Consider the following 21,652-nt stretch of genomic DNA (forward strand, 5'->3'; position numbering starts at 1 on the left):
CTCAGGATGCCCCGCCGGGCGGGCGGACCGGCCGACCCCCGGGGGCGCCGTTCACCACCCGCCCCAAGAACAACTCACGAATCTTCCCAAGATGATCAGTAACCGGCCTATAGTGTCCGCCAGTTGCGCGTGAGTGTCGGCTCTCGCCCGAACGAGACCGGACCATTTCAAGGAACCTTTCAAGGAACCGCCCGAGGGCCTCCCACGACGAACGGTGAACGCCCGCGGCCCCGACCGAGGACACCTCTCATGACCTCCCCCACGCTCCCCGGCGACCGCCCCGCCCTCCGTGGCCTGCTCCCCGTCCTCCTGCTCACGGCGGCGCTCGCGGCGGTCGCCGTCATCGTCGCCGCCGCGCTCGCACCGGACGCCGCACACGGCTTCGTGGCGGCCACGGGGACCATGGCGGCCCTGCTGCTCTGCGCCGCCGTCGCCGTCGCCGCGCACGCCAGGCAGTCGGCGCAGGCGGCCCGGCGGCGGCTGGACTCCGTCACCCAGGACACCGGCAGACTGCTCCAGGAACGCGCCCGGCTCGCCGAGGAGTCCCACCGGCAGCACGAGCGGCTGACCGGCGAACTGGCCCACGAACGGGCCAGACTCACCGCCGAACTCGACCGCGAACGGTCGCGCATGACCACCGAACTGGAACAGGAACGGTCCCGGCTGACCGCCGAACTGGACCAGGAACGCACCCGCCTCACCGAGGCCCTGACCGACCAGCACGACCGCCTCACCACCGAGCACAGCCAGGAGACCGCCCGGCTCACCGCCGAGCACGAGCAGGAGACGTCCCGCCTCGCCGCCGAGCACGCCCGGGACACCGCCCGCCTCACCGCCGAGAACAAGGCCCTGACCACCCGGCTCACCGAGGAACGCGAACGCCTCGTCGCCGAGAACGCCCGCCTCACCGCCCGGCTCCGCGAGGCCACCTCCGCACGCGCCGCCGCCCTCGCCGCCACCGCCAACGCCGCCGGACGCATGCAGGCCCTCGCCACCAGCATGCTCGCCGACCTGCGCGCCATGGAGGAGAAGCACGCCGACGAGGAAGTCCTCGCCGACCTCCTCCACCTCGACCACCGCACCGCCCAGGCCGGACGCCTCGCCGACTCCGTCGCCGTCCTCACCGGCGCCCGCTCCGGCCGCCGCTGGGCCCGCCCCATCGGCATGGAGTCCATCCTGCGCGGCGCCATGGGCCGCATCGGCGGCTACCAGCGGGTCCGCATCCACTCCACCAGCGACACCGCCGTCGCCGGACACGCCGCCGAAGGCGTCATGCACGCCCTCGCCGAACTCCTCGACAACGCCGCGAACTTCTCGCCGCCGACCGCCGAGGTCCACGTGTACGTCGAGGAGGTACCGGCCGGGGTCATCATCTCCGTCGAGGACAGCGGGCTCGTCATGGGCGAGGCCCAGCTGCGCCGCGCCGAGCGCGCGGTCTCCGGGGAGTCCGCCGAGCTGGGCGGCCTCACCGGCACCCGCCTCGGCCTCACCGTCGTCGGCAGGCTCGCCGTCCGCTACGGCCTGAAGGTCTCCTACCGCCCCTCCGCACGCGGCGGCACGGGCGTGCTGATGCTCGTCCCCCAGGACATCCTCGCGCCGCGGGACGCCTCCGCGCCCGTGGTCATACCGGGCGCCAGGACGGGCACGGCGGCCAGGGCCCTGTCCGAGGGCGCCAGGGCGGCGACCGGGGAGGCCAGGGGCGTACCGGCGGGCTCCAGGGCGGCGACCGGCGCCGCGAGGGGCGTATCCGACGACTCCGAGGGCACGTCCGGGGCCACCAGGGCCGTATCCGACGGCTCGAAGGCCGCGTCCGGAGCCGCCAAGGCCGTATCCGACGGCTCGAAGGCCGCGTCCGGGACCGCAGGCGCCGTACGCGACGACTCCGAGGCCACGTCCGGAGCCGCAGGCGCCGTACCCAACGGCTCCAAGGCCACGTCCGGGACCGCAGGCGCCGTACCCGACGGCTCCAAGGCCGCGTCCGGAGCCGCAGGCGCCGTACCCGAGGGCTCGAAGGCCGCCGAGGCGCCCCTCACCCCCGCCCCGGACCCCGTCGACCCCCTCCCCCGCCGCACCCGGCCCACCCCGGCCCCGCTCCTCGACGCGGGCGCGGGCGCCGACCCCGACCCGGACCCCACCCTCACCCTCCGCCGGGACGACACCGAACCCGTCCCGACCCACGAGTCGGCGCGGGACGACGGCACCGTCCCCTCCCAGGCGCCCCCGCACGCACTCCCCCGCCGCCGCCGCGGCCAGACCCTCGCCGAGGCCGAGCGCAGCCGCGCCCGCGGCGCGGCCACCCCCGCCCGCCGCGCCGCGCCCACCGCCGAGGAGACCCGGACCCGTACCGCCCGCTTCAGCAGCTTCCGTGAGGCCGTACGCAAGGTGGCGGCCCATGAGGAGCAGGCAGCACAGCAGGAAGAACGCGACGGCACCCCCCAGGCCGACGCCGAACCGACCACCCCCGCATCCCCGCACCCGGAAGGCGACACCACCACATGACCGGCACGACCACCGCCGACGAAAAGCTCACCTGGCTGATAGAGGGCCTGCTGGAGCGCACCCCGGGCGCGCGGCACGCGCTCGTGCTCTCCCGCGACGGCCTGAAACTGTGCCGCACCCCCGAGCTGTCCGCGGACCAGGCCGACCAGCTCGCCGCCATCGCCGCCGGTATCCAGTCGCTGTCGCACGGCGCGTCGGTGGAGTTCGGCGACGGCAGCGGGGGCGTGCGGTCCGCGATGACCGAGTTCTACGGCGGTGTGCTGTTCATCGTGGAGGCCGGCGACGGCGCCCACCTCGCCGTCGTCACCACCGAGGACGCCGACACCGGCCTCGTGGGCCACAACATGAGCGAACTGGTCGAGCAGTTGGGCGAGCACCTCACCGCCCCGCCCCGCAGCTCATGAGCCGCCCCGGCAGGGACGACGCCCCGGACCGGCTGTACACGCTCACCGGCGGACGCACCCGGTCCGGGCCGGGCAACCCCTTCGACCTGGTGACGCTGGTGGTCGCGGAGTGCGACCCGGTCCCCGGCATGCAGTCCGAGCACACGGCGATCCTGCGGCTGACCGAACGCCCCACGGCGGTCGTGGAGATCGCGGCCGAACTGAAGCTGCCGGTCAGCATCACCCGCATCCTGCTGGCCGACCTCCAAGCGGCGGGCCGGGTCAGCGCCCGCCACCCCCGCACGGCAGCCGTACCCGACCCCGACATCCTGGAGCAGGTGCTCGTTGGACTCCGCAACCTCTGACCCGCGTACGCCCTCCGAAGCGCGTACGCCGCTGGGCGCGTCGGCCGACAACGGCCTGAAGATCGTGGTCGTGGGCGGCTTCGGCGTCGGCAAGACGACGATGGTCCGCTCGGTCAGCGAGATCCGTCCCCTCAACACCGAGGAGACGATGACCCAGGCCGGCGAGTCGGTCGACGACATCAGCGAGGTGCGCGGCAAGACCGCGACCACCGTCGCCTTCGACTTCGGCCGCATCACCCTCGACGCCCGCAACGTGCTGTACCTGTTCGGCGCGCCCGGCCAGGAACGGTTCTGGTTCCTGTGGGACCGGCTGTTCTCCGGCACCCTCGGCGCGGTCGTCCTCGTCGACACCCGGCGCATCGACGACTCCTGGTACGCCATCGACCGGCTGGAGAAGCACGGCACGCCGTTCATCGTGGCCTGCAACGACTTCGGCGGCCCCGACTTCCCGCCGGAGCAGGTCCGCGAGGCCCTCGACCTCGACCCCGACGTACCCCTGGTGCGGTGCGACGCGCGCTCCCGGGCCTCCAGCAAGCTGGTGCTGATCACGCTGGTGGAGCACATCCAGGCCCGGTACGCCGACCCCTCCCGAGCCCCCCGTCAGGAGCTGGTGTGACCGCGACCCCACCCCCCACTTCCGTCCCCCTCGACGGCGCCTCCCTCCAGGGCGAACCCGCCCGGGTCTACCGGGAGATGCGCCGCGAGCACGGCAGCGTGGTCCCGGTGCTGCTGGACGGCGACATCCCCGCCTGGCTGGTGCTCGGCTACCGCGAACTGCACCAGGTCACCGGCGACCCGGTGCTGTTCAGCCGCGACTCCGACCTGTGGAACCAGTGGGACAACATCCCCGACGACTGGCCGCTGCTGCCGATGATCGGCCGCAAGCAGCCGTCCATCCTCTACACCGTCGGCGAACGCCACCGTCAGCGCGCCGCGATGCTCGGCAACGCGCTGGACGCCGTGGACCCCTTCGAACTCAAGGGGTACGCCGAGAAGTTCGCCGACGAACTCATCGACGGCATCTCCCCCAACGGCACCGCCGACATCATCGCGGAGTTCGCGATGCTGCTGCCGGTACGCGTGCTGGCCCGGCTCTTCGGCTTCCCCGACGACGCCGGGCCCGGCCTGGTCACCGCCCTCAACGACATGATCGACGGCCGGGAGAAGGCCATCGCCGGGCAGACCCACCTGTTCACGTCGATGACGGAACTGGTGGCCGCCCGGCAGGAGACCCCGGCCGACGACGTGGTGTCCCGGATGCTCGCCGACCCGTCCGGGTTCAGCGCCGAGGAGATCTGCCAGGACCTGATGGTGATGACGGCGGCGGGCCACCAGCCGACCGCCGACTGGATCGGCAACTCCCTCCACCTGATGCTCACCGACAGCCGGTTCGCCGCCTCCCTGTTCGGGGGCCGCAACAGCGTCGCCGAGGCCATGAACGAGGTGCTCTGGGAGGACACCCCGAGCCAGAACATCGCCGGACGATGGGTGTCCCGCGACACCCAGCTCGGCGGGCGCCGCCTGCGCGCGGGCGACCTGGTGCTGCTCGGCCTCCAGGGCGCCAACTCCGACCCGCAGGTCCGCACCGACGGCTCCACCCTCACCGGCGGCAACAACGCCCACTTCTCCTTCGGCCACGGCGAGCACCGCTGCCCGTTCCCGGCCCAGGAGATCGCCGAGGTGATCGCCAGGACCGGCATCGAGGTGCTGCTCGACCGGCTCCCCGACATCGACCTCGCGGTGGACGCCGACAAGCTGACCCGCCGCCCCTCACCGTGGCTGCGCGGCCTGACCGAACTCCCGGTGACCTTCACACCCACCCCCGCCCTTGGAGGCACACACAGATGACGGCTGGTACGGACACGCCGACGACCGGCACCGAGCAGACCCGCATCCACCTCGACCCGTTCGTCGCCGACCTGGACGGGGAGAGCGCCGCGCTGCGGGCCGCCGGGCCGCTGGCCGCCGTGATGCTGCCGGGAGACGTCCCCGTGTGGGCGGTCACCCACCACGCCGAGGCGAAGAAGCTGCTCACCGACCCCCGGCTGGTGAAGGACATCAACGTCTGGGGTGCCTGGCAGCGCGGTGAGATCGCCCCCGACTGGCCGCTGATCGGACTGGCCAACCCGGGCCGCTCCATGCTGACCGTGGACGGCGCCGACCACCGGCGGCTGCGCACCCTGGTCGCCCAGGCGCTCACCCCGCGCCGGGTGGAGGAGATGCGCGGGCGGATCACGGAGCTGACCGAGGGCCTGCTGAACCGGGTCGCCTCCCTCGACGGCGACACGGTCGACCTGAAGGCGGAGTTCGCCTACCCGCTGCCGATGTACGTGATCGCGGACCTGATGGGCCTGGCGGAGGAGCGGCTGCCACGCCTGAAGGAACTGTTCGAGAAGTTCTTCTCCACCCAGACCCCGCCGGAGGAGGTCATCGCGACCCTCACCGAGCTGGCCGGGATCATGGCCGCGACGGTCGCGGAGAAGCGCGAGAACCCCGGCGACGACCTGACCTCCGCCCTGATCGCGGCCTCGGAGGACGGCGACCGCCTCACCGACCAGGAGATCGTCTCCACCCTCCAGCTGATGGTGGCGGCGGGCCACGAGACGACGATCTCCCTGATCGTCAACGCGGTCGTCAACCTCTCCACCCACCCCGAGCAGCGCGAACTCGTCCTGACCGGCAAGGCGGACTGGTCGGCCGTGGTCGAGGAGACCCTGCGCTGGTCCACGCCCACCTCGCACGTCCTGATCCGCTTCGCCACCGAGGACATACCGGTCGGCGACAAGGTGCTGCCCGCCGGGGACGCGCTGATCGTGTCGTACGCCGCCATCGGCCGCGACGAGCAGGCGCACGGCCCGACCGCCGGGGACTTCGACATCACCCGCCCCACGGCCACCCGCCACATCTCCTTCGGCCACGGCCCGCACGTCTGCCCCGGCGCGGCCCTGTCCCGCCTGGAGGCGGGCGTGGCGCTCCCCGCCCTGTACGCCCGCTTCCCGGACCTGGACCTGGCGGTCCCGGCGAGCGAGCTGCGCAACAAGCCCGTGGTCACCCAGAACGACCTGTTCGAACTGCCGGTGAAGCTGGGCGGCTGAACCGGACCCGGGGGCGGCCGAGTGCGGTGGGCCGCCCCCTGGACACCCCGTCTCACCCGCCGGACGACGTTTCACCCGCATTTCGCCGAGCCGCTAGGCTCCCGCTCGTGGCTGAGATCCAGATTCCCTCCGACATCAAGCCCGCGGACGGCCGTTTCGGCGCGGGTCCCTCCAAGGTGCGGACGGAGGCGCTGGCCGCACTGGCGGCCACCGGTACGTCCCTCATGGGCACCTCCCACCGCCAGGCCCCGGTGAAGAACCTGGTCGGCAAGGTCCGCGAAGGCATCAGCGAGCTGTTCCAGCTGCCCGACGGCTACGAGGTCGTCCTCGGCAACGGCGGCTCCACCGCCTTCTGGGACATCGCGACGCACGGCCTGATCGAGAACAAGTCGCAGCACCTCAGCTTCGGCGAGTTCAGCTCCAAGTTCGCCAAGGCCGCCAAGCTGGCCCCGTGGCTCGCCGAGCCCACCGTCATCGCCGCCGACCCGGGCACCCACCCGCAGCCGGAGGCCGAGGCGGGCACCGACGTCTACGCCTTCACCCACAACGAGACCTCCACGGGCGTCGCCATGCCCATCCAGCGCGTGGCGGGCGCCGACGAGGGCGCCCTGGTCCTCGTGGACGCCACCTCCGGCGCGGGCGGCCTGCCCGTCGACATCGCCGAGACCGACGTCTACTACTTCGCCCCGCAGAAGTCCTTCGCCTCCGACGGCGGCCTGTGGATCGGTGTGTTCTCCCCGGCCGCGCTCGAGCGCGCCGAGCGCGTCCACGCCTCCGGCCGTCACGTCCCGGAGTTCTTCAGCCTGCCCACGGCGATCGACAACTCCCGCAAGAACCAGACGTACAACACCCCGGCCCTCGCCACCCTGTTCCTCCTCAACGAGCAGCTGGAGTGGCTCAACGGCCAGGGCGGCCTGGACTGGTCGGTCCGCCGCACGGCGACCTCCGCGCGCACCCTGTACGGCTGGGCCGAGGACATCAAGTACGCCAACCCGTTCGTCACGGACCCGGCCAAGCGCTCGCAGGTCATCGGCACGATCGACTTCACCGACGAGGTCGACGCCTCCGCCGTCGCCAAGGTCCTGCGCGCCAACGGCATCGTCGACACCGAGCCGTACCGCAAGCTGGGCCGCAACCAGCTCCGCGTCGCGATGTTCCCGGCGATCGACCCGGCGGACATCGAGGCGCTGACGAAGTGCGTGGACTACGTGATCGAGAAGCTGTGACGGCGTCCGTGTCCGTACGACGGTGAAGGGCGCCCGGAACTTTCCGGGCGCCCTCACTCGTTGAGCCGTCAGCGGCTCAGCCTCCGGCAACCGTCAGCGGCTCAGCCTCTGGAACCGCCGCACGGCCAGCGGCAGGAACACCACCGTCAGCAGCACCGGCCACACCCCCGCCATCAGCAGCGCGTGCTGCTCCACCCAGGAGTCCCCGCCCCCGACCGGCGTGCCGAACAGCTCACGCGTGGCGGCGGCCGTCGACGAGATCGGGTTCCACGCGGCGACCCAGCCCAGCCAGTCCGGCATGAGCTGCGGGGCGACGAAGATGCTGGAGATCATCGTCAGCGGGAAGGCGACGGCGAACAGCCCGCCGGCCGCCTCCGGATTGGGCACGATCAGCCCCAGCCACACCCCGACCCAGATCAACGCGAACCGCAGCCACAGCAGCAGCCCGAACGCGGCGACGAACCCCCACCCGCCGTCCGGCCGCCACCCCATGGCGAACGCGGTCAGCATCATGATCCCCAACTCGGCGCAGGCCACCAGCAGATCCGTCACGCCCCGCCCGGCGACCACCGCCGACGAGGCCATCGGCATCGAGCGGAACCGGTCGATGACCCCCTTGGTGGCGTCGTAGACGACGACGGTCGCGGTGTTGATGAACCCGAACGCCATGGTCATCACGAACATCCCCGGCATCAGGAAGTCCTTGTAGTTGCCGCCGCCCGGCACCTGCATCGCGCTGCCGAAGACATAGCCGTACAGCAGCACGGACAGGATCGGGAAGCCCAGCTGCCAGGCGATGTTGACGGGCTGGCGCTGGTAGTGGGTGAGCCCGCGCCGGACGATGTTCCAGCAGTCGGCGAGCATCCAGTACGCCCGCCCCCGGGCGGCCGTCGCATCCCTGAGCTCCACGGTACTCATACGGCGGCCTCCCGCTGCTCCGTGCGATGTCCGGTCAGGCGCAGGAACACGTCGTCGAGGCTGGGCCTGCGCAGCCCCAGGTCCTCGACCCGAACGCCCTCCTCCTGAAGGGCACGGGCGACCTCGGTGAGGGCGGCCACCCGGTCGGTGACGGAGGCGTGCACCCGCAACTCGGCCTCGTCGGAGTCCGGTTCACCGTCGGAGACCCGGGCGACCACCTTCACCACGGCCGCGAGGTCGGCACGCTCGGCGGCCACGACCTCGATCCGGTCCCCGCCGATCCGGTTCTTCAGCCCGTCCGGGGTGTCGTCGGCGATGGCCCGCCCCTGGTCGATGACGGTGATCCGGGAGGCGAGCTTGTCGGCCTCCTCCAGATACTGGGTCGTCAGCAGCACCGTCGTCCCCCGGGCCACCAGCTCCCGCACGGACTCCCACACCTCCCCCCGGCTCCGCGGATCGAGCCCCGTCGTCGGCTCGTCGAGGAACAGCACGGCGGGGGCGAGGATCATCGAGGCGGCCAGGTCGAGCCGCCGCCGCATACCGCCGCTGTACTTGCCGACGCCGCGGTCGGCGGCGTCGGTCAGATCGAACTGCTCCAGCAGTTCCACGGCCCGCTGCCGGGCCCGCCTGCCGCCCAGGTGGAACAGCCGCCCGAACATCTCCAGGTTCTGCCGCCCGGTGAGCACCTCGTCGACCGCCGCGTACTGCCCGGTCAGCCCGATCCGGGCGCGCACCTCGCGGGCCTGCCGCGCCACGTCGAGCCCGGCCACGCGCGCGTGCCCGCCGTCCAGCCTGATCAGCGTGGACAGGATGCGCACGGCGGTGGTCTTCCCGGCGCCGTTGGGCCCGAGCAGTCCGTGCACGGTCCCCTCACGCACGGCCAGGTCGAAGCCGTCGAGGGCGCGCTTGTCGCCGTACCGCTTCTCCAGCCCTTCGGCGCGGACGGCGTACCCGCCGCTGCCGCTCATGCCAGTCATACGTCCCCCTTCTCTGTAACTGAGTACACCGTACCCGATAGCGCGTACACCGTACCCAATTATTTTCGGCGGACCTACACTGCACCCATGGCGAGCAGCACGGACGAGACCAGCGGCAGCGGCGACATCGGCCGCACGCTCGAACTGTTGTGGGACACCGGCAAACGCCCCAGCCGCGGCCCCAAACCCGGCCTCACCCTGGAGCGGATCGTCGAGACCGCCGTGGAGATCGCCGACCGCGACGGCCTGGACGCCGTCTCCATGCGCCGTATCGCCACCGAACTGGGCACCGGCACGATGTCCCTCTACCGCTACGTCCCCGGCAAGGGCGAACTGCTCGACCTCATGCTGGACCGCGTCCAGCGCCCCTCCGAGAACCCCGCCGACCTGGGCGAGGGCGACTGGCGCTCAGCGCTCGCCGCGCTCGGCCGCGCCACCCTCGCCCTGTACCGCCGCCACCCCTGGCTGCTCAAGGTCAACCAGTCCCGCCCGATCCTCGGCCCGAGCGCCCTGGACGGCATGGAGAAGATGCTCTCCCGCATCAAGCCCATGGGCCTCACCGACCCCGAACTGGTCTCCGCGATCATCATGATCGACGCGTACGTCGTCGGCGCCGCGCGCACCCAGGTCTACGCGGAGGAGGCGGAACGCACGACGGGCCTGACCACCGCCGAGTTCTTCGAGGCCCAGTGGCCGGTCCTGGAGAAGGTCATGTCGACGGGCCGCTACCCGCTCCTCGCGGGCCTCGACGAGAACACCTGGGGCCCCGACTTCGACCACTTCGAGTTCGGCCTCCAGCGCATCCTGGACGGCCTGGAGGTACTGGTCAGGCGCCGCCACGCGAGCGACTAGCCCGCCGCAGCAGAAACACCAGCACCAACACGGCAGCAAAGGCGACAGCGGCCCCCGCCTTCACGCCTTGCCCGTCCCCGCCGCCGGACCCGGACCCGGAAGCGCCGCCCTCTTCCTCCCCGCCGGACGACGACCCACCGTCCCCCGCCCCCGGCGCGTCCTCGGGCTCCACCCGGCTGTTCGCCCCCTCGGCCCCGTACATCAGCTTCTTCCCGTCAGCGGTGAAGGTGACGGACTCCCCCTGCCCGAGAAAGGGCACCCCGACCCGCTCCCGCTTCTTCAGCTTCCCACCGTTCCAGTCATAGGCGATCGACCCGAAGTAACTGCGTACGACGAGGATCTCGCCGTCCGGGGAGAGCGCCGCGTCGGTGGCCTCCAGGTCGGGCACGGACGCGACGGGCTTGAAGACGTTGCTCCCCGGCGTCGCGGACGCGGACAGCTCAGCGGGCCCTTCATAGAGCCGCGAGCCCTCACTGTCCTTGTCGACGATGTACACCCGCCCGGTCTTCGGATGCACGACGAGGGACTCGGCGTCCCGGGCCCCGTCGGAGTAGGTGACGACGTACTGCGTGGCCTTGACGGTCTGATCCCTCAGCTCGGCAGGCTCAGGCAGCTGATAGATCCAGACGTAAGGCCAGGTGCCGCCGAGATTGTCCCCAATATCCCCGACAAAGATCTGATTGCCGGGCCCAATGGAAATGGCCTCGACATCACGGGGCTCACCCACACCGGTGAGGGTGAGCGTGGCAACGGTCTCACCACTGGAACCATCCACGGCATACAGATAGGCGCCGTCATCACTGTCGTTGTGGGTCCAGTAGATGCCGGGGTGCTGGCGGGAGGCGGCCAGCCCACTGGACTCGGTGATGCGCGCATCCTTGATGGTGAAGCCGTCGTCACCGTCGGCGGAGGCGGAGGGCACGGCGACCGCGCAGACGAGGAGGGCGAGCAGGGCGGCCCTCAGCAGGCGGACGAAGGATCGGCGCATGCCCCAAGACTGCCACCCCGGGCGACGGTTGACGGAGGGTGGTGGACCTCACGCCCCGCCCACCCCCGCGATCGTCCATCATGAGCGAATGCTCAGGTTCATGCCCGTAGGCGACTCCATGACCATCGGCAGCACGGGCGAGCACACCTGGCGCTACCGACTGTGGCAACACCTGTGCCGTACGTACGGCGGCCCCTTCACCCTGGTCGGCCCCCGGGAAACCCTCTACGACAAGGCGGCCGACGCCCCCACGTCCCACGCCTACGCCGACCCCGACTTCCCCCGCGCCCACCTCGCGGGCTGGGGCGAGGGCTGGCTGCACATGGCCCCGCTCATCGCCGGTGCGGTACGGAAACACCGGGCGGACGTCCTGCTCGTCTCCCTCGGCCTGATCGACCTGGGCTTCTACACCAACGCCGAGCAGACCGCGGACAACGTACGGAACTTCGTGACCGGGGCCAGGCAGGCCAACGCGCACGTGCGGATGGTGGTGTTGCCGGTGATCCCGAACATCAGGGCGGCGACGGACCCAGCCTTCGCGGAACAGGTCTCCCTCTTCAACGACCTCCTCGCCAAGTCCGTGGCCGACCTGGACGAACCCGGCTCCCCGATCCTCCTGGCCTCACTCCCGGAGCACTACGACATCCACTCCGACACGTACGACGGCACACACCCCAACACGAACGGCGAACACCGGATCGCGGGGGCGTTCGCGGGGGCGCTGTTCCAGGGGTGGGGGGTCGGCGGGGAGTACACGCACTCCTGACCGAATCCCGCCGCTTCCTGGTCACCGTGCGTATCGTTGTACCGCGCGACTGTACCTGCCCCCACAGGAGCGCCAGGATGACCATCGAGCAACTTGAGCAGTTGCCGCCCCCCGAGGGCTACAAGTCCGAGGTCGTGGACGGCAACGTCCTCATGACGCCACGGCGAACTGTTCACTGGCAGCTCATCCGCAGGATCCTCTGGGCACTCGACGACCGCTTCGGACGACACACGAACGTGCTCTCAGAAGTACCGGTGCGCTTCCCCGGCCCCCACTCGTACTGCCCCGCCATCGCCAAGCTGCGCGACGACGCGAAGACGGACAGCGAAGGCCGCTGGCACCCCGCGGACATCGAATTCGTCACCGAGATCATCTCAACGCGCTCAGCACAGCACGCCCACGGCCCGAAGAAGGCCGCCTACGCCAAGGCCAAGATCCCGGTGTACCTGGTCATCGACCTGAACGAGGGCAAGTGCCACGCCTACACCGCCCCGAAGGACGGCGACTACACCACCGCGACGAGGGTCACCTTCGGCACGGACGTCGACCTCACCCAAACCCCCCTCAACCTCACCCTCGAAACCGCCGCCTTCCCCCGCGACGGAGGCCCGCCGCGCCAACGCCCCCCACAGAGGTGACCGTTGGGGGCGCCCGCTTCTTGGCCAGTGTCGTGCTTCCGCGACCCGGCCTCAAGGGCGCTCCGCTACGCTCCGCGTCGGCTACGCCGATAGCCCTGCGGGCCACCCTTGACCCCGGCCCGCTCCAGCCCGGGTGAGAAGCGAGCGGACGGCCCGGAAAGACGGGTGGCCGGGGCGTGTTCTCCCTTCGGGTGGGCTGCGTGGCGGGCCGGGGTGGTGGGGGCGCGTCGGCGCCTCGCCAGCACGCCGGGCCGGCTCAGCGGCCTGCGGCCCGGTGGGCGGTGCGCGCTCGGTGGGTGGCGGCACGCCGAGTCGGCTCAGCGACTTACGGCCGGTGGGCGGTGCGCGTCAGGCGAGTGGCGGCACGCCGGGCGGGCTAAGCGGCCATTGCTCAGTGTGGGGGTGTGCGCGGGGTGAGTGAGGGGACGCCGGATGGGGTCGGCGGCTTGCGGACCGGTGGCGGGTGCGCGCCAGGCGAGTGGCGGTACGCCGAGTCGGCTCAGCGGCTGGCGGGCCCGCGGGCGGGGCAGGGTGCCTGTGGGGCCTGGGTGGTGGGGGCCTGGCTGCTGTGAGCCGTACCGGTGCTGGAGGTGCCGGTGTTGGTGGGGTGCTCGGATCGGTGTGGTGTGGGTGGCTTTTGGGACTCGGATCCGGATCTCTGGAGTCACATCAACCTCATGAGTGAGCCCTGAGGGAGTGATTGGCGCCTTTGGCTCACGGCATGCTTGGCCTCCACCGCTGTGATATGGGCGTATGCCTTGCCTGGTCAGGTGGCTTGTGAGTCAAAGAGGCCAATCGCTGTCCGAGGCTTTGCCTACTGGGGCGCGCCCACGCCCCCCGCCACCCACCGGCCCTCTGCCGCTGAACCAACCCCGGAGTGCCCCAATCGCCTGTCGCGCCCCGCCCACCGGGCCGCAAGCCGCTGAGCCCGCTCGGAGTGCCCCACTCACCCGGCGCGCGCCCGCCACCGACGGTCGGTCGCCGAAGCGAGCCTGCTCGGCGACTACCCCCCGCGTCTCCCCAGCCGCCCACCGGCCGATGGCCGCCAAGCCGATCCCGGCGTGCCCCGGACAGCTGGGCGCGCACCGCCCACCGGCCGTCAGTCGCTGAGCCGACTTGGCGTGCCGCCACTCGCCTGGCGCGCACCCCCACCGGCCCGCAGGCCGCCGACCCCACCTGGCGTGCCCCCGACCACCTGACGCGCGCCCTACCCCCACCGGCCCGCAAGCCGCTAAGTCCGCCCGGCGTCCATGCGAGGCGCTGGCGCGCCCCCACCACCCACGCTCACCACCCAGCCCGCCCAAGGGACCGGCACGGCTCGGCCACCCGTCTTTCCGGGCCGTCCGCTCGCTTCTTACCCGGGCTGGAGCGGGCCGGGGTCAAGGGGCGGCCGCAGGCCGATCGGCGCAGCCGACGCGGAGCGTAGCGGAGCGCCCTTGAGGCCGGGTCGCGGAAGCACGACACTGGCCAAGAAGCGAGCGGCCCCAACGGTCACTTCACAGCCGTACGCTCATCCGGCCCACCACCGTCCTCAGCAACTCACCCTCCACGAACAACGCCTCCGGCATCGGCACCGAGCGCCAGCCCAGCGGCCAGGTCACGCCCGTGAGCGCGGGGACGCCGACGTACGCCTGGCAGCCGTCCTTGCGGGTGAGGGCGCGGACGCCGGGGGGCCAGGTGAAGACGGAGGCGGTGCCGGGTGGGAGCAGGAAGTACATGCCCCGCTCACCCGTGACCTCCTGGACGATCGGGCCCGCCTGGAAGTCCGTGCCCAGCACCAGCTCCGTGGCGACGCGCTGGCCCAGTTCGCCCCTGATCCGTACGGCGTCGAAGTGGACGCCCGCGTGACGCAGGGCGTGACCGGAGGCGGGGATCCACGTGGGGATCCAGGGGGCGGCGATTCTCTCGTTCATGACGCAAAGCGTCCCGTGCGATCACATACTGTGACCAGGGCCCGCCAATCATGGTGCGCTGCTGTGCAGTTGGGGAGGCTGATGTGCGTTCCGGTGGACACGAGTCGGGGACTCTGGAGATGTTCGGCGCACTTCTGCGCTTCTTCCGCGAGCAGACTGGCATGACGCAGGAGGCCCTGGCCAAGTACGTCGGCTATTCCAAGTCCCAGGTGGCGATGGTGGAGCGGGGAGAACGGCCTCCGAAGGGTCGGTTCGTCGAGGTCGCGGACGAAACCCTGAGTGCACAGGGCGCACTTCTCGCGGCGGCACGGAAGCTGAAGGTCAGCCGCTTTCCCTCATGGTTCGAGGATTACGCCGCGTTGGAGGCGCAAGCAGTCGGCATCTACATGTACGCGACCCATGTGATCCCGGGCCTGCTCCAGAGCGAGTCGTACGCTCGGGCCATCTTCAGTTCCCATGTGCCCGCGCCGGAGGACGACGAGATCGAGGCCCGGGTGGCGGCCCGGTTGGGCCGCCAGCAGGTGTTGGGGCGCAGGCCCGCTCCGACCGTGGGCTTCGTGCTGGAGGAACACGTACTGTCCCGCCCTCTGGGTGGATCGGCCGCTCTGAAGGATCAGTTGGCCCACCTTCTCGACGTCGGCCAGCGGCGCAACGTGCAGGTCCAGGTGATCCGGCTGGACAGAGAGGCGCACGCCGGGCTGAACGGCCCGATGATTCTGCTGGAGACGGCGGAGAGGACCCAGGTCGCCTATGTCGACGGTCCGAGCGGAGGCTACTTCGTGACCGAACAACCGGACCTCGGAGACCTGTTCGCACGGTATGGCATTCTGCGGGCCCAGGCCCTCAGCCCTGAAGAGTCCATGACGCTGATCGAACGGGTGGCACACGACCTATGAGTACAGACCTGAACTGGTTCAAGAGCAGCTACAGCGGCGACCAGGGCGGCGAATGCCTCGAAATAGCCCCCACCCCCACCACCCTCCACCTCCGCGACTCCAAATCCCCCCACCGCACCCTCCAGCTCGCCCCCACCACCTGGACCGCCTTCCTCCGTGCGCTCCCCGCGCTCCCGGCGCTCCCGCCCGTCCCGAAATGCTTGCCTAGAGTCCACTAGAGGACGTTGGCTGGTGGACCATGAAGTACACACAGCTCGGACGTACCGGACTCAAGGTCAGCCGACTCGTCCTCGGCACGATGAACTTCGGTCCCCAGACCGAAGAGGCCGACAGTCACGTCATCATGGACGCGGCGCTGGACGCGGGCATCAACTTCTTCGACACCGCGAACGTGTACGGCTGGGGTGAGAACAAGGGCCGTACCGAGGAGATCATCGGCAACTGGTTCGCCCAGGGCGGCGACCGCCGGGACAAGGTCGTCCTCGCGACCAAGGTGTACGGCAACATGGGCCTGGACGGCGCCCCCGCCTGGCCCAACCACGACAAGCTCTCCGCGCTGAACATCCGGCGGGCCGTGGACGCCAGTCTGCGGCGGCTGCGGACGGACTACATCGACGTCTACCAGTTCCACCACATCGACCGGCGCACCCCGTTCGAGGAGATCTGGCAGGCGATCGACACCCTCGTCCAGCAGGGCAAGATCCTCTACGTGGGGTCGTCGAACTTCCCCGGGTACAAGATCGCGCAGGCCAACGAGATCGCCGCCCGGCGCGGTGGCACGATCGGCCTGGTCAGTGAGCAGTGCCTGTACAACCTGATGGAGCGCCGCGCCGAGATGGAGGTCATCCCGGCCGCACAGGACTACGGCTTGGGCGTCATCCCGTGGTCGCCGCTGCACGGCGGGCTGCTGGGCGGGGTGCTCAAGAAGGAGGCCGAGGGCGGGCGCCGTGCCTCCGGCCGGGCGGCGGACACCCTCGCCGACCCGACGGCACGCGCGCAGATCCAGGCGTACGAGGATCTGCTCGACAAGCACGGCCTGGCACCCGGCGAGGCCGCCCTGGCGTGGCTGCTCACCCGCCCCGGCGTCACCGGCCCGATCGTCGGCCCGCGTACGGCGGAGCAGCTTCGGTCGGCGCTGCGGGCGGTGGAGCTGGAGCTGAGCGAGGAGGTGCTGGCCGGGCTGGAGGAGGTCTTCCCGGGGCCTGGGCCGTCACCGGAGGCGTTCGCCTGGTAGGCCCGCCCGGGGAAGGGCACGGTGAACGGTGGCGGCTAGCCTCCGAAGGCCGCCGCCACCGCCACCACGACGAACATCAGCACGAGCGCACCGGCCATGATCCGGTTCCGGGTTTTCGGGTCCACGTAACGAGCCTAACCGGCGCCGCCGAGCGGCCAGCGGGCGACCGCCTCGTAGCGGGGTTGTTCGCCGGGCTGTCCGGACCTCGGGAGGTTGCTGCGGACGAGCGTCAGCTCGGCGACGGTCCAGCCGGCGCCGCCGAACCCGGCGAGGGCGGTGACGTAGGGCCGTACGTCTGTGGCGTCGCGGCTGCGGGCGACCGTGAGGTGGGCCTTGTACCGGCGGTGTTCCCCCATGTCGATGCCCGCCTTGCGGCCCGCGGCCTCGGTCCGGTCGGCCAGCAGCCGCAGGGCGTCCAGGTCGCCGTCCGCCCCGGCCCACAGGGCGCGCCCCCGCCCGAACTGGCCCCCTCCCCGCAGCGCCAGCGCGAACGGCTCGGTCCGGTGCGCGGCCCGCTCCAGGCGGGCCGACAGGTCCGGGACGAGGGCGTCGTCCACCTCGCCGTAGAAGGCGAGCGTGAAGTGCCACCCGGGCCGCCCGGTCCACCGCAGCCCGTCGGCCCCCGGCAGCTCGCGCAGCCGGTCGATCTCGGCGGCGAGCTCCCGGGCGACCTCGTCGGGCGGCAGCACGGCGGCGAAGAGTCTCATGGACCCAGTGTGCCCGCCGCGCACCTGTCCGTCCGGGCCCCGTGACCGGTCAGGCCGCCACGGTCACCCGCTCCGGCGCCCGGTCCTCGCGCGGTACGAACCGCACCCGGGGGTGCCCGTGGTGCCAGCCCACCGTCAGGCGCAGGCCGCCCGCGCGGGCGAGGACGAGGCCGATGACGACGGCGGCGAGCGCGGCGATCGCGCCGCCGGTCGCGAGGCCGACGCGGGCGCCGTAGGTGTCGGTGATCCAGCCGACGATCGGGGCGCCGACGGGGGAGCCGCCGAGGAAGACCATCATGTAGAGGGACATGACGCGGCCGCGCATGGCGGGGTCGGTGGACATCTGGATGTTGGTGTTGGCGGTGACGTTGACCGTCATGCCGAAGATGCCGAGCGGGATCATCAGCAGGGCGAAGAGCCACAGGGACGGTGTGAGCGCCGCCACGATCTCCAGGGCGCCGAAGATTCCCGCCGCCGTGCTCAGTACGCGCAGTCGTGCCCGGCCGCGCCGCGCGGCGATCAGGGCGCCCGTGACGGAGCCGACCGCCATCAGGGTGTTGAAGAGGCTGTAGGAGCCGGCGCCCGCGTGGAAGACGTCGTCGGCGAAGGCGGAGAGGTAGACGGGGAAGTTGAAGGCGAAGGTGCCGACGAAGCCGACCAGGATGATGGGCCAGAGGAGGTCGGGGCGTCCGGCGACGTAGTGCAGGCCCTCGCGGAGCTGTCCCTTGGTCTTCGGGGCGCGTTCGACGGCGTGCAGTTCGCGGGCGCGCATCAGCAGCAGGCCGACGATGGGCGCGACGAAGGACAGGCCGTTGAAGAGGAACGCCCAGCCGGTGCCGACGCCGGTGATGAGCAGGCCCGCGACGGCGGGGCCGACGAGGCGGGCGGACTGGAAGTTGGCGGAGTTGAGGCTGACCGCGTTCTGGAGCTGGCCGGGGCCGACCATCTCGCTGACGAAGGACTGGCGGGCCGGGTTGTCGATCACGGTCGCGAGGCCGACGGCGAAGGCGGCGACGTAGACGTGCCAGACCTGGACGTGTCCGGTGATGGTGAGGAGCGCGAGCGCGAGGCCGGTGACGGCCATGGACGTCTGGGTGACGAGGAGCGCGGGGCGCTTGGGGAGCCGGTCGACGAGGACGCCGCCGTAGAGGCCGAAGAGGAGCATCGGCAGGAACTGGAGGGCGGTGGTGACGCCCACGGCGGTCGCGGAGCCGGTGAGACTGAGGACGAGCCAGTCCTGGGCGATGCGCTGCATCCAGGTGCCGATGTTGGAGACGACCTGGCCCATGAAGAAGAGCCGGTAGTTGCGGATCTTCAGGGAGCTGAACATCGAGGACTTGCGGGTGCGGTCCGGGGGTGCGGTGAGGTCGGTGGTGTCAGGTCCGGGGGCGGAGTGTGCTCCGGGTCCCGTACTCAAAGGGGTCGCCTCCTGGTTCTGGGCAGTGAGCGAACGGTTCTTACAGGTGCGCCAGCTTCTCCAGTACGGGGGCGGCGGCGCGGAGTCTGGCCCACTCGTCCTCGTCGAGGTCCTGGGCGAGGGCCGCGAGGAAGGCGTTCCGCTTGCGGCGGCTCTCCTCCAGCATCACTTCGGCCCGCTCGGTCTGGGTGACGACCTTCTGCCGTCGGTCGTCGGGGTGCGGCTCCAGCCGGACCAGGCCCTTGGCTTCGAGCAGCGCCACGATGCGGGTCATGGACGGCGGCTGCACGTGCTCCTTGCGGGCCAGTTCGCCCGGGGTGGCGCGGCCGTACTTGGCGAGGGTGCCCAGTACCGACATCTCGGTGGGGCTGAGCGACTCGTCGACCCGCTGGTGCTTGAGCCGACGGGACAGCCGCATGATCGCGGAGCGCAGGGAGTTCACGGCGGCAGCGTCGTCGCCATGGGTAAGGTCCGGCATGTTCTTTAGAGTAACTCATTACTCTCCCTAAGGACCACTCGGGGCGGCTCCCCGAGGTCCCCTAAGGCGTGACGCTCACCACGGCACCATCCCTATCGCCCATACGGGTGATCTGGGAGCGGAAAACGGCGCACCACCCGACACGTCACCCGACCCTCGTGTCCATGTCCACCAGCGTGCTCAGCCTGCGGATCGACGGCGACCTGCTCGAACGCGTGCGGCACCATGCCGCCAAACGCGGAATGAGCGTCCAGGACTATGTGGTCCGGACGCTCATTCGGGACGACTTCGACGAACGGTTCCAGACCGCCGTCGAGGAGACGGAGAGGTTCTACGGCGTGACGTGAGCCGCCCACGTCACGTCACCCTCACGTCATCACGTGATCACGTCAGCCCCAGGGCGGGCATCAGGTAGTAGAAGGCGAACACCGCCGACACCGCGTACATCGCCACCGGCACCTCACGCCCCCGCCCGGCCACCAGCCGCAGCACGGTGAAGGTGATGAAGCCCATGCCGATGCCGTTGGTGATCGAGTAGGTGAACGGCATCATCACCATGGTCACGAAGGCGGGGATGGCGATGGTGTGGTCCGCCCAGTCGATCTCCTTGACGGAACCGGCCAGGATCAGGAAGCCCACCGCGAGCAGCGCCGGGGTGGCCGCCTGGGACGGGACCATGGTGGCGACCGGCGTCAGGAAGAGGGCCACGGCGAACAGCGCGCCGGTGACGACGTTGGCGAAGCCGGTGCGGGCACCCTCGCCGACGCCCGCCGTGGACTCGACGAAGGCCGTGGTGGCCGAGGAGGAGCTGGCACCGCCCGCGGCGACCGCGACGCCGTCGATGAACAGGACCTTGTTGATGCCCGGCATCTGCCCCTGGGCGTCGGTCAGCTTGGCCTCGTCGCTGACGCCCATGATCGTGCCCATGGCGTCGAAGAAGCAGGACAGCAGGACGGTGAAGACGAACAGGACCCCGGTCAGCACACCGACCTTGCCGAAGCCGCCGAACAGGCTGACCTCGCCGATCAGGCCGAAGTCGGGGCTGGCGACCGGGTTGCCGGGCCAGGTCGGGGTGGTCAGGCCCCAGGAGGGCACGTCGGCCACCGCGTTGATGATCATCGCTACGACGGTCATGGCGACGATCGAGAGCAGGATCGCGCCGGGCACCTTGCGCACGATCAGCGCCAGCGTCAGCAGCGCGCCGAGGACGAAGATCAGCACCGGCCAGCCGTTGAGGTGACCGTCGGCGCCGAGCTGGAGCGGGACGGTGGTCTGCGCGGCGTCCGGCATCCGGCTGACGAAGCCGGAGTCGACCAGGCCGATCAGCATGATGAACAGGCCGATACCGATGGCGATGGCCTTGCGCAGCCCGTAGGGGACGGCGTTCATGACGCGCTCGCGCAGGCCGGTGGCGACCAGGATCATCACCACGAGACCCGCGAGGACCACCATGCCCATGGCGTCCGGCCAGGCCATCCGCGGGGCGAGCTGGAGGGCGACGACCGAGTTCACACCCAGACCGGCGGCGAGCGCGATGGGCACGTTGCCGATGACACCCATCAGCAGGGTGGTGAACGCCGCTGTCAGAGCCGTGGCCGTGACGAGCTGCCCGTTGTCGAGCTGGTTCCCGTACATGTCCTTCGCGCTGCCGAGGATGATCGGGTTCAGCACGATGATGTAGGCCATCGCGAAGAAGGTGGCGAAGCCGCCACGCACCTCGCGCCCGAGCGTGCTGCCACGCTCGGAGATCTTGAAGTAGCGGTCGAGTCCGCCGTGCGCGGGACGACCGCCCGGCTGCTCAGGGGCGGGAACCTTGGCGTCGGTGGCCGAGGTGGACATGCGGGACCTCAATCTCCGGTGACCCTCCCCCAGGGTCCTTGGAGTTTTCTACGAATGAAAGCGGTCAACGACAAACGGTTTCAGTATGAACATATGAGAGCCCCGAAGGCACATCTCCGCGCGTAGAAACGGTCGCGATCTGCCTCACACCGACCGCCTCGTAAGCTGTGCCCATGGCGAAGTGGACACCCAAGCACGAGGCGCCGGAGCCCCTGGAGGGCCCCGTGGTCGCCACCATCACCGGCGGCACCGTCCTCTGGTTCGTCCTCTTCCTGGTCCAGCTCCCCTTCTACGGCTGGTTCGACGACCACGGCCACACCTGGTGGCTGTGGACCTGCCTCGCCGGAGGCGGCCTCGGCCTGATCGGCATCTGGTACGTCCGCAAGAGGGACGCCGCCCTCAAGCGGTCCGCGGCAGCCCCCGGCCCCGACCCCGACCCCGCCACCTGAGGCGTCGTACAA

At 70.9% G+C, this 21,652-nt stretch carries 23 protein-coding genes; 15 read left to right on the forward strand and 8 right to left on the reverse strand.

Going from position 1 to position 21,652, the window contains the following annotated elements; translation table 11 throughout:
* Positions 1-249 precede the first annotated feature (249 nt).
* From KBY47_RS07900 to serC, 7 genes are all read left to right on the forward strand, one after another.
* Complete coding sequence (locus tag KBY47_RS07900; RefSeq protein WP_210920248.1) at positions 250-2,499, forward strand: ATP-binding protein; 2,250 nt, start codon at positions 250-252, stop codon at positions 2,497-2,499.
* Positions 2,496-2,903, forward strand: a complete 408-nt coding sequence (locus tag KBY47_RS07905) for a roadblock/LC7 domain-containing protein (RefSeq protein WP_210920249.1) — start codon at positions 2,496-2,498, stop codon at positions 2,901-2,903. The genes KBY47_RS07900 and KBY47_RS07905 overlap by 4 nt, the downstream gene beginning before the upstream one ends.
* Entirely contained in the window at positions 2,900-3,247 is a 348-nt protein-coding gene (locus KBY47_RS07910; protein WP_210920250.1) for a DUF742 domain-containing protein, read from the forward strand. The genes KBY47_RS07905 and KBY47_RS07910 overlap by 4 nt, the downstream gene beginning before the upstream one ends.
* The gene (locus tag KBY47_RS07915; RefSeq protein WP_210920251.1) at positions 3,228-3,863 is read left to right on the forward strand and encodes an ATP/GTP-binding protein; all 636 of its coding nucleotides are present in this window, start codon (positions 3,228-3,230) and stop codon (positions 3,861-3,863) included. The genes KBY47_RS07910 and KBY47_RS07915 overlap by 20 nt, the downstream gene beginning before the upstream one ends.
* The gene (locus KBY47_RS07920) at positions 3,860-5,095 is read left to right on the forward strand and encodes a cytochrome P450 (RefSeq protein WP_210920252.1); all 1,236 of its coding nucleotides are present in this window, start codon (positions 3,860-3,862) and stop codon (positions 5,093-5,095) included. The genes KBY47_RS07915 and KBY47_RS07920 overlap by 4 nt, the downstream gene beginning before the upstream one ends.
* Positions 5,092-6,342, forward strand: coding sequence for a cytochrome P450 (locus KBY47_RS07925; RefSeq protein ID WP_210920253.1), 1,251 nt, complete (start codon positions 5,092-5,094; stop codon positions 6,340-6,342). Before KBY47_RS07920 ends, KBY47_RS07925 begins: the two co-directional genes overlap by 4 nt.
* Positions 6,343-6,449: 107 nt before the next feature.
* Positions 6,450-7,568 (forward strand): phosphoserine transaminase, encoded by a 1,119-nt coding sequence (gene serC, locus KBY47_RS07930; RefSeq protein WP_210920254.1) that lies wholly within the window; start codon positions 6,450-6,452, stop codon positions 7,566-7,568.
* A gap of 93 nt (positions 7,569-7,661) precedes the next feature.
* On the opposite strand, the gene KBY47_RS07935 is transcribed toward serC, so the two are convergent.
* Complete coding sequence (locus tag KBY47_RS07935; RefSeq protein WP_210920255.1) at positions 7,662-8,486, reverse strand: ABC transporter permease; 825 nt, start codon at positions 8,484-8,486, stop codon at positions 7,662-7,664.
* The gene (locus KBY47_RS07940) at positions 8,483-9,463 is read right to left on the reverse strand and encodes an ATP-binding cassette domain-containing protein (RefSeq protein ID WP_374103060.1); all 981 of its coding nucleotides are present in this window, start codon (positions 9,461-9,463) and stop codon (positions 8,483-8,485) included. Before KBY47_RS07940 ends, KBY47_RS07935 begins: the two co-directional genes overlap by 4 nt.
* A gap of 87 nt (positions 9,464-9,550) precedes the next feature.
* Here KBY47_RS07940 and KBY47_RS07945 point away from each other — a divergent pair, with 87 nt between their 5' ends.
* Complete coding sequence (locus tag KBY47_RS07945) at positions 9,551-10,315, forward strand: TetR/AcrR family transcriptional regulator (protein WP_210920256.1); 765 nt, start codon at positions 9,551-9,553, stop codon at positions 10,313-10,315.
* On the opposite strand, the gene KBY47_RS07950 is transcribed toward KBY47_RS07945, so the two are convergent.
* Positions 10,290-11,303: a WD40 repeat domain-containing protein gene (locus tag KBY47_RS07950; RefSeq protein ID WP_210920257.1), complete on the reverse strand. Its 1,014-nt coding sequence runs from the start codon at positions 11,301-11,303 to the stop codon at positions 10,290-10,292. The two genes, KBY47_RS07945 and KBY47_RS07950, sit on opposite strands and share 26 nt — an antisense overlap.
* Before the next feature lie 88 nt (positions 11,304-11,391).
* Here KBY47_RS07950 and KBY47_RS07955 point away from each other — a divergent pair, with 88 nt between their 5' ends.
* Both KBY47_RS07955 and KBY47_RS07960 read left to right on the forward strand, forming a co-directional pair.
* The gene (locus KBY47_RS07955) at positions 11,392-12,069 is read left to right on the forward strand and encodes an SGNH/GDSL hydrolase family protein (protein ID WP_210920258.1); all 678 of its coding nucleotides are present in this window, start codon (positions 11,392-11,394) and stop codon (positions 12,067-12,069) included.
* A 77-nt stretch (positions 12,070-12,146) separates the two neighbouring features.
* Positions 12,147-12,707 (forward strand): Uma2 family endonuclease, encoded by a 561-nt coding sequence (locus KBY47_RS07960; protein WP_210920259.1) that lies wholly within the window; start codon positions 12,147-12,149, stop codon positions 12,705-12,707.
* 1,496 nt (positions 12,708-14,203) lie between these two features.
* Here KBY47_RS07960 and KBY47_RS07965 read toward each other — a convergent pair.
* Positions 14,204-14,620, reverse strand: a complete 417-nt coding sequence (locus tag KBY47_RS07965; RefSeq protein ID WP_210920260.1) for a hypothetical protein — start codon at positions 14,618-14,620, stop codon at positions 14,204-14,206.
* A 119-nt stretch (positions 14,621-14,739) separates the two neighbouring features.
* Here KBY47_RS07965 and KBY47_RS07970 point away from each other — a divergent pair, with 119 nt between their 5' ends.
* From KBY47_RS07970 to KBY47_RS07980, 3 genes are read left to right on the forward strand one after another with little or no spacing between them, the layout of a single operon-like run.
* Positions 14,740-15,516 carry a helix-turn-helix transcriptional regulator gene (locus KBY47_RS07970; RefSeq protein WP_210920261.1) on the forward strand — a complete coding sequence of 259 codons (777 nt, stop codon included), beginning with the start codon at positions 14,740-14,742 and terminating at the stop codon, positions 15,514-15,516.
* Positions 15,513-15,734, forward strand: a complete 222-nt coding sequence (locus KBY47_RS07975; RefSeq protein WP_210920262.1) for a DUF397 domain-containing protein — start codon at positions 15,513-15,515, stop codon at positions 15,732-15,734. The genes KBY47_RS07970 and KBY47_RS07975 overlap by 4 nt, the downstream gene beginning before the upstream one ends.
* A gap of 20 nt (positions 15,735-15,754) precedes the next feature.
* A complete protein-coding gene (locus tag KBY47_RS07980; protein WP_210920263.1) occupies positions 15,755-16,750 on the forward strand; it encodes an aldo/keto reductase in 996 nt (331 codons plus the stop codon).
* Between the two features lie 134 nt (positions 16,751-16,884).
* Here KBY47_RS07980 and thpR read toward each other — a convergent pair whose 3' ends face one another.
* The 3 genes from thpR to KBY47_RS07995 are packed head-to-tail and all read right to left on the reverse strand — an operon-like array spanning position 16,885 to position 19,352.
* A complete protein-coding gene (thpR, locus tag KBY47_RS07985) occupies positions 16,885-17,457 on the reverse strand; it encodes an RNA 2',3'-cyclic phosphodiesterase (protein ID WP_210920264.1) in 573 nt (190 codons plus the stop codon).
* Between the two features lie 49 nt (positions 17,458-17,506).
* Positions 17,507-18,874: an MFS transporter gene (locus KBY47_RS07990; RefSeq protein ID WP_210920265.1), complete on the reverse strand. Its 1,368-nt coding sequence runs from the start codon at positions 18,872-18,874 to the stop codon at positions 17,507-17,509.
* A gap of 40 nt (positions 18,875-18,914) precedes the next feature.
* On the reverse strand, positions 18,915-19,352 hold the full coding sequence (locus tag KBY47_RS07995) for a MarR family winged helix-turn-helix transcriptional regulator (protein WP_210920266.1): 438 nt from the start codon (positions 19,350-19,352) through the stop codon (positions 18,915-18,917).
* Positions 19,353-19,516: 164 nt separating this feature from the next.
* Here KBY47_RS07995 and KBY47_RS08000 point away from each other — a divergent pair, with 164 nt between their 5' ends.
* On the forward strand, positions 19,517-19,699 hold the full coding sequence (locus KBY47_RS08000) for a CopG family antitoxin (protein WP_210920267.1): 183 nt from the start codon (positions 19,517-19,519) through the stop codon (positions 19,697-19,699).
* 37 nt (positions 19,700-19,736) lie between these two features.
* On the opposite strand, the gene KBY47_RS08005 is transcribed toward KBY47_RS08000, so the two are convergent.
* The gene (locus KBY47_RS08005; protein WP_210920268.1) at positions 19,737-21,191 is read right to left on the reverse strand and encodes an NCS2 family permease; all 1,455 of its coding nucleotides are present in this window, start codon (positions 21,189-21,191) and stop codon (positions 19,737-19,739) included.
* 173 nt (positions 21,192-21,364) lie between these two features.
* Here KBY47_RS08005 and KBY47_RS08010 point away from each other — a divergent pair, with 173 nt between their 5' ends.
* A complete protein-coding gene (locus KBY47_RS08010; protein ID WP_210920269.1) occupies positions 21,365-21,640 on the forward strand; it encodes a DUF2530 domain-containing protein in 276 nt (91 codons plus the stop codon).
* Positions 21,641-21,652: the final 12 nt, after the last annotated feature.

Origin of the sequence: Streptomyces sp. B93, assembly GCF_018070565.1 — a bacterium.
In the GTDB taxonomy this organism is placed as follows: Bacteria; Actinomycetota; Actinomycetes; order Streptomycetales; family Streptomycetaceae; genus Streptomyces.